Annotated in this window: 7 protein-coding genes; 1 reads left to right on the forward strand and 6 read right to left on the reverse strand. The window is 40.0% G+C overall.

The annotated features are described in order from the left end of the window. Nucleotides 1–39 precede the first annotated feature (39 nt). The 6 genes from AC06G9_RS16260 to AC06G9_RS16285 form a co-directional block, all read right to left on the reverse strand. Nucleotides 40–2538 carry a glycoside hydrolase family 2 TIM barrel-domain containing protein gene (locus AC06G9_RS16260; RefSeq protein ID WP_045756495.1) on the reverse strand — a complete coding sequence of 833 codons (2499 nt, stop codon included), beginning with the start codon at nucleotides 2536–2538 and terminating at the stop codon, nucleotides 40–42. A 26-nt stretch (nucleotides 2539–2564) separates the two neighbouring features. Continuing rightward, nucleotides 2565–4466, reverse strand: a complete 1902-nt coding sequence (locus AC06G9_RS16265; protein ID WP_084405467.1) for a glycoside hydrolase family 43 protein — start codon at nucleotides 4464–4466, stop codon at nucleotides 2565–2567. 109 nt (nucleotides 4467–4575) lie between these two features. After that, nucleotides 4576–6291 (reverse strand): RagB/SusD family nutrient uptake outer membrane protein, encoded by a 1716-nt coding sequence (locus AC06G9_RS16270; protein WP_260948640.1) that lies wholly within the window; start codon nucleotides 6289–6291, stop codon nucleotides 4576–4578. A gap of 12 nt (nucleotides 6292–6303) precedes the next feature. Then, a complete protein-coding gene (locus AC06G9_RS16275) occupies nucleotides 6304–9393 on the reverse strand; it encodes a SusC/RagA family TonB-linked outer membrane protein (protein WP_480956746.1) in 3090 nt (1029 codons plus the stop codon). A gap of 246 nt (nucleotides 9394–9639) precedes the next feature. Continuing rightward, the gene (locus tag AC06G9_RS16280; protein ID WP_480956747.1) at nucleotides 9640–13662 is read right to left on the reverse strand and encodes a hybrid sensor histidine kinase/response regulator transcription factor; all 4023 of its coding nucleotides are present in this window, start codon (nucleotides 13660–13662) and stop codon (nucleotides 9640–9642) included. A 39-nt stretch (nucleotides 13663–13701) separates the two neighbouring features. Continuing rightward, entirely contained in the window at nucleotides 13702–14025 is a 324-nt protein-coding gene (locus AC06G9_RS16285; RefSeq protein WP_480956748.1) for a hypothetical protein, read from the reverse strand. Between the two features lie 170 nt (nucleotides 14026–14195). Between AC06G9_RS16285 and AC06G9_RS16290 the strand changes: the two genes are divergently transcribed. Then, nucleotides 14196–14564 carry a nuclear transport factor 2 family protein gene (locus tag AC06G9_RS16290; protein ID WP_045754563.1) on the forward strand — a complete coding sequence of 123 codons (369 nt, stop codon included), beginning with the start codon at nucleotides 14196–14198 and terminating at the stop codon, nucleotides 14562–14564. Nucleotides 14565–14583 lie beyond the last annotated feature (19 nt).

Genomic DNA, 14583 nt, shown 5'->3' on the forward strand with positions numbered 1-14583 from the left:
AGAGGATCCATATACTGATCCTCTTCTGCTGCATACATCTTAGTTAATGGTGTATTGTACACGTGCTGATTTTAACCAAGGTGCGGTAAATCTTACGTCAATCTGATCTCCTGATTTTCCGGATGCTTGAATGTAGACAATCATTTTGCCATGATAAACTCGTTGTTTATTATCGGTATAATCTCCCATGTCAGCATTGTTTCCTGCTTCCATACCCAATAGTTTTCCATTTCCAACGATATCACATGTGATCTCATCTTCAGAAAGCACCACCGGGATACCCTGCTCATCAACAATCTGTAAAGCAATTTGAATAACGCCATCATGGTGTACCTTAGGATCTCCAACTCGGGTGGATTGGATAGCTGCTGGACGCTGACTTGACTGGATAGCATGTCGCACGATTTCTTTGTGATCTTGATCTAATCCAACAACTTCGAGCCTTCCTGCTGCATAAGGGATATCCCAAAAGATAATTCCCGATCGATCATCATAGGTCTTTTCTTGGCCTACAAGTTGTCCATTTAATTCCAGTCGTGCATGTGCACTATTGGTATAGCAGACTACTCTTATCTGTTGTCCTTCTTGATAATTCCAAATTGGCCAAGCATCCATCGAAGGTGCTTCATTTTTGCGTTTTCCTTCTTCTGCCTCTAAAGCGGACCAGACATCTGTCGCTCCTGCGCGACCGCTCAATGGATATGTTCCTAGATAAGCGGTGGGTGTATCTGACCATAAAGCTTTACGAAAGTAACCGCGAGGCTTGATAAATCCGGCAAAATCCAACAAACCTGAATAAAACCCGCGTGAAGGCCACCTTCCTGACTCTCCTAAATAATCTATGCCTGTCCATAAAAACTGTCCAAATATATACTCTTGGTCGCGCACAGCCTGCCATGCTGCCATATCATGCCTATTTTCACTACCGAAAATAACACGTTTTGGATAGCGCTGGTGATCTTCCTGATATTTGCTTTCGGTGTAATTGTACCCTGCAATATCAAGTGCTGTTGGATAGGCTGTTTCATTAGACATCGCGACTCCTGCCAAGCCCGCTGTAACCGGTCTACTGCTGTCATATTTTTTGACGACTGCTACCAGTTTTTTAGCGATATCACCTAAGCGCATGGCATCTGGAGCATCTTTTTTATATCCTCCATAAGAGGCCTGGGTAAAGCCGCCCTCCGTTTTCTCTCCTCCAAGAATGGGATGTGAATAGGGATCGTTGGGATAATCGACTTCATTGCCTATACTCCAGGCAAAGATCGAAAGGTGATTTCGATCTCGTTTGACCATATCGGCCAGATCTCTTTCTCCCCACTCTTCAAAAAAATCGTAGGTTCCCTGAAAACCAGGTGTGCCAAAATTCCAACCTTGCAACCATTTTCTTTTAGGAAATTCCCATTCGTCAAATGCTTCATTCATGACGAGTAAACCCAGTTCGTCACATAAGGTATAAAGGGAAGTAGCCTGCGGATTATGACTGGTCCGAATGGCGTTGACACCAAGTGATTTTAAGGTGAGCAGTCGTTGTCTCCACACCTCTGGATATACTTCTGCGCCTAAGACTCCGGCATCATGATGAATACAGACTCCTTTTACTTTCATCCACTCTCCATTTAAAGCGAAACCTTTGTTGGGATCGAATGTGAAGGTACGGAAACCGGTCTTGACTTCGGACTGGTCGATCAACTGACCGTTTTGCCAGATCGTGGTCTTCAACGTGTACTGCACCGGATTGGCCAAGCTCCATAGTTGTGGATTTGCAACAAAAAGCTTTTGCTGAATGGTGGCTCTATCAGATGCAGCTAATGTTAGCTTATGCGATTTCTGTGCTACGATTTTGCTATTGAGATCGATCAACTCTTGTTTTATAAGAATGGGACTACTCGTATTTTGACTGTTGACCACGGTGACTTCGCTATGTAAGCTACCTTTTCCTGATTTCAACTCCGGATAGGCGTATACACCCCACTGATCGATATGGATGGGATTGGATTTTACGATCCAGACATCACGGTAAATACCTGATCCGGTATACCAGCGCGAATCTGCACTTTGGCTATGGTCTACGCGGACTGAAACTGTATTGGCTTTTCCAAACTCGATATAGGGTGTAATGTCGTACGAAAATGAAATGTATCCATTTGGTCGTTTGCCGATTGATTTTCCGTTTATGAAAACTTCACTTCTGTTGTAAACGCCTTCAAAGTAAAGAAAGATTTTTTTACCTTGATCTTCCACCGGTACTGATAATTGTTTTTGATACCAGCCAATACCTCCTGGCAAATAGCCTGTTGCACTTGCTAAGCTTGGGCTCAATGGATATTTGACGCTCCAATCATGCGGCAACTGGACCTTGCTCCAAGCACGATCATGTTGGTCTTTTGAAAGCTGTCCGTCGGTATCTCCCAGGTGAAACCGCCACTCTGTATTGATACGTTGTGCGACACCAAATCCTGGCTGGCCATACCCTAAAGTGCATCCTATACTTAAGGAAGCCAGTAAAAGGGTGATATTTTTGAATGATTTTATCATGGTACTTTTTTATGCTAAGTAATGTACTAATGTGTGGGAATAACTGGTATAACGGCGCCCTGTGCATCAAAATATAAACGATCTATACACACTTCACGGTTATAGCCTGCAGCATCGCCCATATTGATACCATCAGGGTAGTTAAACCGATGATAGAGGATATACCATTCGTCAGTTCCGGGTATCTGTAATACCGAATTATGCCCTGTACCGTAAATACCCTGAGCTGCATCTTTTTGTAATATCAAATTATGTTGTGGAATCGTTATGGGACCATCAGGTGAATTGGATGTTCCATAACGTACACGGTAATTTTCGCTACGGGTATCTTCCTCCGACCACATAAAGTAATAAAGACCATGACGATAAAATACATATATGCCTTCGCGAAAGGTTTTATCAGGTGTAAGTACCTTGACGGTATTTTTCTTAATGGAGATCATATCTTTATTAAGTTCTGCTACGGCAAGATATCCATTTCCCCAGTACAGATAACTTTTGCCCGACTTTGGGTCATTAAATACTGCTGGATCTATCTCTTGCCCTCCTGTTATTCCTGCGGGTTTGAAATCAATCAGAGGTTTGCCTGAATCTTTGAATGGTCCTGTCGGAAGATCGGATACTGCAACTCCTATTTTTTGCGCAGCAGTGAAGTAATAGTAATACTTGTAGTCTCCCTTGATCTTTTTTTCGGTAATGGTAGGTGCCCATGCATGACGGGGTCCCCAATGCACATCTTTTTTTAGATCTAAAATGACGCCCTCATCCTTCCAGTTTTTGAGGTCTGAAGATGAAAAAGTTTTGAAATAATGACCGCCCCAGCCATCAAAGCCATCGCTAGTGGGATAGATATAATATGCGTTGGTTTTATTGGAATATAACACATCAGGGTCAGCATAAAAACCATCTAATATGGGATTTTTCTTAAATGTTAGATTTATTCCTTTTGGTGTCCCCCACTTTGCCGTCAGATTTAGTAGTTCTTGTCTTGAAACGGGTATGATGGATCCATGTCTTGGATGGAAATCCATATCGATCTCATGGTCTATAACTTTAAAACGATCAAGGTCTTCGGATACGCAAAACTGATATTTGCCTACTCCATATACATCATACATTAAGATGTACTGATCGGAATGATTTAATTTAAAAACGCTCGATCCTTCTACCGCATCTTTGGTCTGCTGTTTGTAACCGGGCTGTTCTATCCACTTTCCTGAAGTCAGGGAATCTGTTATTGCTAGTTTTATGCCATTGCCATGACCTTCGGTTTTATAAAAGAGATAGAATAGTCCATTTTTTAATATTATATCTCCATCGATACATGATTTGCCATTTCTGGGAAGATAAAGTACTTTTGGTTCTGCTTCGAAATCTGTAAATTCCTTATTTGCATACGCATAGTAGATAATATCAGCTCCTGCACCATGCTGCATAGACCAATAAACCATATATTTTCCAACTGCCGGATCGAATATGGTCTGTGGTGCCCATACTCTTTTGAGATCTTCTTGACCTTTAAAGCGCTCTTGTATGTCAATGCGCGAATGGCTCCAGTTTGTCAGGTCCTGGGATGTTAAGAGGATCATCCCCCTATTGGAATCCCAACCACTAGATGAGGTCATATCGGTAATGACCATGTAAAAAGTTTTACCATCCTCTCCACGAAGGATATGTGGATCGCGCACTCCACCTGTTTTGCTGATTTTCTTTGAATCTAGGACTGGCTGATTGTTGTTTAATGCCCGATAAGTATAACCGTCGGTACTGATAGCAAAACATACTGCTTCGTCTTCTACCGCATTTCCTTTGAAATACGCAAATAAATAACCAGCAAAATCTTTGTCTGCAGGACCGTACTTATATCCTTGTGCAAAGACACTTGCTGCAATGTTGATCAATAAGAATGTTATAATTGTAAACCGCATGTACATGATCTGTTTTTCTTTATAAAATAAAATTTAAAGAGATAGGTATGCGTGCCTGAAATGTATCATTTATCAAACATGCATACCTATCTACCTTCAACTAAATGGACTAATAGGATGGATTTTGTTCCAACTGCCCATTTGAAGATAAGATTTCGGAACGTGGTATCGGAAGCCAATAATGTTTTTCCTCAAATGAACGTCCGGAGATGGCTTCTTTGCGTTTATAGACAAAGCCATTTGCATCTTTTGTGATCGTCACACCGTATGCTGGAACATTTTCAGTGACCATCGCAATTTTCCATCGTCTGACATCATAGAAGCGATGTTCTTCAAATGCTAATTCTACACGGCGTTCATAGCGTACATGCTTTCTAAATTCGTCTTTTGATGTTCCGCCGGTTATCGCCGGCATTTCAACTGATGGTCTAGCACGCACTTGATTTAATGCCTGTCTTGCAGTCAGCGTACCTCCAGCTGGAAGAACATCTGGTCCATAGGCTTCATTTGCTGCTTCTGCATAATTCAATAAAATCTCGGCATACCTGAAATAATTCCAAGGCTGGAATCCTGCATTTCCCCAAGGATTTTGCAATGGATATGCGTCATTCATAAATTTACGCAGGTAATATCCTGTTTTGGATGTGTTCCAGTTGTCATTACCCTCTTGACTGTCTTGACCTTTTGGTGTAAAAGTTTCAACAGCGCGTCCTCTGTAAATGGATCCATTGTATAAAATGGTCGCATCAAAACGAGGATCACGATCGACATAAGGATTGTTTGGATTATAGCCGGAAGCGGTGTTTACTGTACCATCTTCATTGAATGGAACTTGTCCATTTTTCATGGCATACGCGTCGACTAAATTTTGAAATGGTGTGTTGCCTCCCCAACCGCCATAACCATTGGGGCCATTGGCGATTTCTAAATGCACATGGTTGGCATTTTTGGTATAATAGCGTGCAAAAATAGTTTCGGGGTTACGATCTGTTAAAAATAATTCTCTATAACCACCTGTAAACAGGCTATATTTATTGAGCGAAATCAAATCCTGCGCTGCTTTTGCGGCGTCTGCCCATGTTCCTGCATTATAAAGTGGACTTGCTGCGTACAGTAGTAATCTGGACTTTAATGCCATCGCTGCTCCTTTGGTCGCTCGACCAGCTACCCAAGTTGCTTGATGATTGTCTGCTGGCAATTTTTCAATTGCTTCATTTAATTCTTTAATGACATAATCCATGCTTTCTTGGATCGATTTTCTTTCAAACAGATTTGCTTTGGTTAAATCATCATTTAAACCGTATACGGTATCTCCCATCAAGACAACACGTCCAAAATTGCGAATCAAATCATGGTATCTGAAGGCGCGTATAAATTGAAGTTCACCTTCGAGATGACGTTTATGTGTTGCGCTCATGGTGATATTGGCCAACACTTTTTTGGCATAATTGCATTCTCTGATACTGCGGTAGCTACGTGCCCAAATTGATCCTGTAGCACCCGTATTTTCAGGGGATAGCTGTCCACGTAGCACAACCCAAGTTGCGTCATCATTGGTGTACATCGATTCGTCTGTGACGGATGACCATAATGAATATTCAAATCCACGTCCAAAACCTGGATTTGTGCCGTCTGCTTCATTGGATATAATTTTCTCCCCCAGATACCTATTCATGATAAAAGCTTCGAGGACTGCAGTATCGCTTTCGATGGCATCTGTGGAGATTCGATCTGTAGCGGTCACTTCCAGCAGATTTTTATTACAGGCGGACAAAATAATAGCTCCTAAGCCTAATAATGCGATATATTTATGTAATGATTTCATTGTTAAACCTCCTTAGAATTTTAAATTTGCACCAAAATTAATTATGCGCTGTTGCGGATAAAACTGACCGCTTCCACTGTTTCCTTCGGGATCGTAATCTTTTACTTTTGTAAAGGTCAATAGATTAAATCCGTTGACATAAAAGCGTAGACCTCCCAATTTTAATCTTGATAATACGTCACTTGATAGTGAATATCCGATCTCAACATTCTTCAATCGTAAAAAAGAGGCATCATTTAACCAAAAGGTATTATTGTACTGTCCGCCACTGACAGCCGAAGATGCTCGGTCAGATACTTTTGGATATGTTCCTTGCGGATTGCCGATGGCATGAAAACGATTGTCTGCCCATGTGCTGTAAAAATTTCCTACGGTACCGGACTCGGGAAGTACATATTGGCTGACCTTGGCTTGACCTGCAAATAAAATGGAAGCATCGAAATTTTTATAGGCCGCATTTAGATTGAACCCATAAGTGATCTGTGGAATGTTACCATATTTTGTACGGTACATATCATCTGCACTGATCTTACCGTCATTATTGAAATCTTCGTAGATCAAATCTCCGACCTGAGCACCTTTTGCTTGAGGTGATCCAGCAAGATCTTCTGTTGATCTGTTGAGTCCTATTGCATTGTAGAGCAAATATGTCCCTAGTGGTCTCCCTGTTTGACGTTGATAGTCAAGGGTACCGCTGGCTTCATCGATGAATATAATTTTGCTTTTTGCGTAAGTAATATTACCTGATGCACCCCAGCTAAAGTCTCCTGATTTTTGATAAGTCAAGGTTCCTTCAACACCTGAACTGTTTACCTTACCGATATTTTCTGAAGGTACAAGAGGTGTGGAACTACTTTCTTTATATGGATTGACGATACCTGATATTGCTGGAATCGATGCATTTCTTTCTGTTAAGATATCTGATCTTTTTTGTTGAAAATAAATCGCTTCAATAGTAAAGTTTTTTAAGAACTGTGCATTCAAACCGATGTCCAGTTTTTTAGAGACTTCCCAAGTGATGGCTGGATTTGCTAATTTTGCCAGTTTCACATTGGGCTCGATTTGACTTTTATCGTCCAGCAGTGCAACAAAGCCATTTCCTACTAAGGTATAGTTATCATAGTATTGAAATCCTTTTACATTGTCATTTCCTAATGTACCATAAGAAGCTCTGATCTTGAGATCATCAAAGAAACCTATTTGATCAGCAAACCAGTCTTCTTTACTTACACGCCAACCTGCTGAGACGGATGGGAAATATCCCCATTTTTTTCCTTCTGGAAATATGGATGATCCATCTGCCCGAAGCTGTCCTTCAAATAAATACTTTTCGCTAAAGTTGTAGGCGACACGGCTAATGATACTTCTACGGGTATAATTGGTACTATAACCCGAATTTAGGTAATCTGTAGCAGCAGATCCTCCTTGTGACAGTTCTGGCAATTTGGTCGACAGATAATTGAAACGCTGCGCATCAAAATATTCTAAATGCCCTTTACTTTGCTCATAACCAACAAACGCACTGATTGAATGTGCTCCAAATTTTCGTTCAAAATTCAATTTAATGTTGTTGGTAATCAACGATTCATTTGTGTGGGACTCAGTCAAGGTCGCTTTATTGTTATTTCCTCCGACAATGGATTCTTTATACTTATCTTCTGATTGAATGTAATCATATAAAACATAAGGTACACTGAAGTTTTTACTAAAATTCATCGATTTATCCACCGAGAGGAAACCGTCTACAGATAGACCTTCTAACCAAGGTAATTTATAACTTGCTCGTAAGATCCCATTGAACACTTGCTTTGGATTATCTACTGTACCACCTTTGTCTGTTGCGATTACGGCTGGATTTGTTCCTTCAATACCTCTTGATGGTAATCCATTAGGGTAAAATGCATTTACTGTAGGATATGCACGATAGATGGATCTAAAAATATCTCCAGCCGATGCCGTTGGAAATTTTCTACTTTCCTGTCTTCCGGCGAGGGATAAACCAACTTTTAAACGTTCTGTAACATCTGCTTCTAGATTGCTACGGAAGTTATACTGCTTATATTTTGTCACTCCTTCTTTGAACAAACCATCTTGATATACTGATCCTAGAGACATGAAATAACGAACGTCTTCTTTGCCTCCTGAAACCGATAGATTATGTTGACTTTGAAGGGCGGTATTTTTCAATGTAACATCTGCCCAATTTGTATTGGGATACAAGAGTGGATTGGAACCATCTTTAAACCATTTGATCTGATCTTCGGAATAAATTTGATTCATGCCTCCTGCTTCATTGGTGCCTTGAGCTATCTCATTTCTCAATAGGGCATAAGTCGCCGCATCTGCCATCTTTGGCAATCGGGTTGGGGAACTTAAGCCCAAATTTCCACTATAGGATATGGATGGTTTACCGCTTTTTCCTTTTTTTGTTGTGACTAGAATAACCCCATTGGCGGCACGGTTACCATAGATTGCTGCTGAAGCATCTTTGAGTACGGAGATACTCTCAATATCATTTGGATCTAACCGTTCTAACCCTCCTACTTGCCCGGGTACTCCATCTACGACAACTAGGACATCATTATTTCCTGTTGTTGCTTGTCCACGTACTGTAATTGAAGATCCGTCATATCCGGGTTCACCGCTACGGTTGTTGATGACCACTCCTGAAAAGCGTCCTGCTAGGGCATTAGATAAATTGGGTTGGGGACTTTTAACAAGATCTTTACCTTTCACTTCGGAAATAGATCCGGTTAACGTCGCTTTGCGCTGTGTTCCGTAACCGACAACAACGACATCTTCTAAGACATGGTCATCATTGTCCAGTTGAATCTTGAGATTTGTCGTACCATCTAATGGTATTCTCTGCGTTTTGTACCCAATATAAGATACGACGAGAACACCTTTATTGGCGTTCAGTTCAAATTTACCCGACTTGTCTGTGGTGGTTCCATTCGTTCCGCCTTCAACAATAACACTCGCTCCTAGAATAGGCTCATTTGATTTGTTTGTAACCTGCCCCGTAATCTTTCCTTGAGCATATACCAAAGCTGGCGCAACGCTCAACATGGCATAAACAGAAACAATTTTTAGGTTGTTCATAAATAGTTATACTAATTAAACAGTAAATAAATGAATCTAGTCAGCAAATACATCAGGATGGTTAATCATAATTTATATGGGTTATATAAATTGCATCGCTGCGGCTCTTAACTAGATTTATAATTGAATTATAAGGTCAAACTTAGCCCATTTTGAGCAGTCTGACCATATATAAATCCGTCAATTAACATATGTTTTTCGGTCAAAATATACGTTTTTAAAACATCTGAGACAGATTTTCTAATTTTAAGCTTTTTTGCTATTGATCGTTGATTTTTGGTATTCGGAAGGGAGCTTTCCAAATTCTTCTTTGAAGCATTGCCGGAAATAAATGGCACTATTGATGCCTACCATAAAAGAGACCTCAGTGACATTGTAACGTCCTGAAAGGAGCAATTCGGCGGCTTTATGAATTCGTATCTTACGCACAAGCTGATTGATATTTTTACCTGTTATCCCTTTGAGTTTTCGATACAAGGTGGATTGACTCATGTTCATTCTCTCTGCTAATGTAGTGGCATCAAGCACCTCATCTTGCATATGCTGCTCCACGATCTTTGCAAAGTCTTGCACAAAAATATTTTCCCGCCAAAGATCTTCTTTGGGCATCGCTTGTTCTGAAGGCTGGCTTTCGAACGTATCGGCTTTTATCTTTTGTAAAATAGTTGCATACATATTCTTCTGCTTACGTAATAAATTGTCTATACGTTTAAACAGTAATGTTCGTCCGATCGGTTTGGTCAGGTAGGAATCTATTCCTAAGTCATAGCCGCGCTGTCGATCTAAATCGGTGTCTTTAGCGGTCAACAGAATTAAGGGGATATGACTCGTGACCCGATCTTCTTTTAATTTTTCAGCCAATTGAAAGCCATCCATATCGGGCATCATAATATCGCTTATGAGCAAATCTGGAACTTGCTCTTTTGCGATTTTAAATCCGCTCAAGCCGTTTTCTGCTCGTAAGACTTGATAATGTGTCTGTAGGATATCACCTAGATAATCCCGTAGATCAGGGTCATCTTCGACCAATAGAAGTAGCGGACGTACGCTTTCTATTTCAACATTTTCCTGATCCCAGTTGGCAGTTGGCTCTTCTTCTTTTTCGACAATAACATGGTTTGCTAAAAATCGTACTGTAAAGGTTGTGCCTACGCCTTCGGTGCTGTCTACATTAATTTTGCCCTGATGAATCGCAATCAATTCTTTGACCATAGCCAGACCGATACCAGTACCTTGCACTCCAGGTCTTGATACCTGATAAAACTTATCAAAGATTGAATCGATATTTTTTGCTGAAATTCCACATCCTGTATCGGAGACTGTCAATACTGCCCAGTTGACTAATTGATTTTTTTCATAATGAAGACTGACTTCAATATTTCCCTTTTCACTATACTTATAGGCATTTGACAATAAGTTCTCTACAATAAGCTGAACAATCTCGGCGTCAAATAAAGTTCGGATATCGGGATCTGGCAATCTGGAGATCACTTGGAGATCTTTTTTACTGTTCAACAGTTTATACTTCTCGACGAGTTCATGGAGCATCTCTGCCAAATACCCTTCTCCGAGTACTAACGGTTTATATTGAGATTCTATTTTTCTAAATTCTAAAAGCTGATTAACTAAAGTAAAAAGCCTGTTGGCACTTTTCTGAACAGCAAGTACTAATCCTTTATTTTTTGCTGAAAGCTGCTTTTCATCGGCTAAATCATCAAGCGGTCCTAAAATTAATGTTAAAGGGGTGCGCAGTTCATGGGTGATATGGGTATAAAAGTTGATCCGCTCGGTATATAGTTTTTGATCCTGTTCGTGTTGCCTCTCCTTGAGCTTAAGCTCGGACTCTGCTTTCAGCTTTTTATTGTAAAAGAAAATCAAGACATACAGTATACTTGCGAGAATGCCGAAATACAAGATCTTAGCCGGTAAACTCAAATAAATTGGCGGTGCAATCTTAACCAACAAACGCTGATAATCATTGGACCACTGGCCATTTCTCATGCGGGTACGAATGATCAGCTCATGCTCGCCATAAGGAATATTACGAAAATCCAAATTAGTCTCATTTCCTAAAAAAATCCAATCACTGTTCAGGCCTTGCAACTGATAACTAAATTCAACCAATCCATGCAAAGCAAAATCCATCACGGCCAGTTCTACTCGGAAACTATTTTCTTCGTGGCTTAAATTGATCTCTTGCTGCTGAGAGGGATATTTATCTACTGTAGTATTGGATTCACCTGACCTAAAGACAATAAATCGACTGATGCGGACTGGCGATGTCGGAAGGCTCAATGGAATATCTTTAGGATCAAAATAAGAAATGCCTTCTTGCATCCCGAAATATAAATGTCCATTGTGATCTTGACCGACACTTCCATTGATAAAACCTCCGAGAGGCAAACCAAACGCCTGATCATACTGTAGAAACTGTTTTTCTAATGGTAAATAACGCATCAAACCCGACTTAGTCGAACACCATATATTTCCATGTTGGTCTTCTGCTATTGCATTGATAAATAACCAAGCATCTGCTCCTGGTGGAGTGAGTATATCCAGTTTTCCGATTTCCTTTTGTGCATGCTGAAAAACAATCCCGCTATTTGTTGCGACCCAAATATTATGATGCTTGTCACGCAATAAATCGTTAACCGTATTGCTTCGGAGCCCAGTATGGTTTGTTATATTTTGAAGTAATTTTCGATTGGAATCAAAGATATACAGTCCCTGTCCGTATGTGCCTACCCACATGTTTCCACGGTCGTCTTCTACCAGGGCGCGAGGTGCATAATCTCCCATCATGGGTTTATTGATGAGTAATTTCTCTACGGTACTACGATGGGGGTTGTAAATAAAGATGCCTTGCAGGGCTGCAATCCAGATGTGTCCGTGATGATCTTCTAAAATCGCACGAACATCGGTTGCTTGTTCCCCCAAGTAAATCTCATGCCAAGTATTTGTATTTGGCCGTTGGACAGCCACACCGCCCCTGCGTATACCTATCCAAATATTTTGATTATGATCTTTGAATGAGGTCAATATATAATCATCTGGATCGCCATTTTTCTGTCCAATATGACTTAATAGTTTTCCCTTTTTGTCCATCTGAACTAGTCCTGTCCCTTCTGTAGAAAGAAACATCGTTTGTTCATTCCTTTCTACAATACTGCTGACTGTTGCGATAGGAGTGGATGTTGATGGATCTGGAAAAACATAGAAGAATGGAGCTAGATGGCTCACAAAACCTAACCCGCCACCATACAAGCCTAGCCAGATATTGCCAAAGCGATCGGAAGAAATATGCTGTATCATGACATTATTTCCTTTGCCTACATCAAATAGCTGAAGGTGCTTCATACCCGCTACTTGCTTGTCAACTCGGTATGTGGGCTGCACAATAAAAAGCTGAGAAGATTCGCCTCCGATCCAAATCTCATCTCCAATTTCTTTAATCGTATAAATGAATGGCTCTCTTCCATTTTTCGCTAATTTGGCTAGCGGAATATGCTGTATATGACCTGTTAAAGGATGATAAATGGACAGGCCTTTTCTTGTTCCAATCCATATATTATCATATCGATCACAATACAGTATTTTGACTTCATTGTCAGCCAATTGATTCGCTGTGTTTTGACTTGTCAGATGCTTAAGTACACCAGTTGTGGGGTCTAAGATAGAGAGCCCTTTATTGACATGACCGATATAAAGTGTATTTTTTTTATCTTCTACGAGTGACCAGATGCTATTTTCAGGAAGCTTAGGGAAATTTTTTCTATTATAGCGTCTAAATTCTTTTATAATGGGATCAAAATGCTGTAGACCTTGATGATAGGTCGCTATCCATAAATTACCATTTTTACTTTTGATAATGTCTGTTATATCATTTGTAGCAATAGATTTTGGATCGGCCGGATCATGCAAATAATAGGAAAATTTGTTGGTATGGAGGTCCAATACGTTTAAACCATTGGATCGTGTACCAATATATATTTTTTGATCGTCGTATAGGAGCGTATTGATCTCGTTACTGTTGATTGAACGGCCATCTTGGTTATCTGAAGTATAATACGATTTGAAAGCCTTACCGGCAAACCGATTTAAGCCCAATTCTGTTGCTACCCATAAATAGCCATCCTCATCGTGGACGACATCTAAAACTTGTTGATTGGTCAGTCCATCTTGAAGGGAGAAAAAACGGACATGATTGGGCTGCCCAAGAGCTAGGCTAAATTGCCACAATGAAAAAATGACAATCAACAAATTCTTCATAACCTCCCCTCCTCTTGCAATAAGTTTATAAAATTTCGACTATCCAAACAGTAAAGCTCCACCGTCGGGATGTAATGTCAATTCAATTGTTTTCTCTTTTTTTAGTGCCACTGGCTGCTTACATTCCAATAGTTTGGTATCATTAATATCTTCTAACGTCTCCGCTCCTCCTATTGTACATCGATAAAACAGACCCTTATTTGCACTACTTGAGTTGACCACTAGTTTCCGATCTGAACTCGATAAAGAGAGATCTTGTCCAAAAGTAATGGAATAAGATGTGAAAAATAGAACGCCAACAAGACTGCATCTGATGATTGTGCAAATTAAATAATTAAAATTACAAGTGTATAAACGCAACATAGGATTATTCAAGTAATGGTTATTTGAATGTTAAAGGTAATACTTTATTTATAAATGTAGAAGAAACATTTATAAATAAAGTGGTGTTTACTGAAAGCTTTAATATAAATTGATTAAATTAGTAGATCAAATACTAATCATATAAGTTCGCCCCAGAAAAATTATACCCCATGACAAAAGCAGATATTTTAAGTCAGGAAAACAAGCTTTATGGCGCGATCAAAGATCGTGATATAAACGTGCTTGAGGAACTATTGCACGATGATTTACTTTTTGTCATTCCAAGTGGAGCCGTTATCACAAAGGAAATGGATCTGCAAAGCTATCGTGATGGTAATCTAATGATCAGGAACCTTATTCCTCATGTTGAACATCTAAATATCATCGATGATACGGCCGTGATTACCTTGACCCTAGAATTGACAGGCAATTACGGTGGAGATGATTTTGAAAGCAAGTTTCGTTACATCCGGGTTTGGAAAGCATTCTCCTCTGGAATAAAAGTAATTGGTGGAAGCGGAATGATTGTTAATGTGTAAACTGGCTATACCATATAAA

This window comes from Sphingobacterium sp. MAE, from assembly GCF_056711605.1.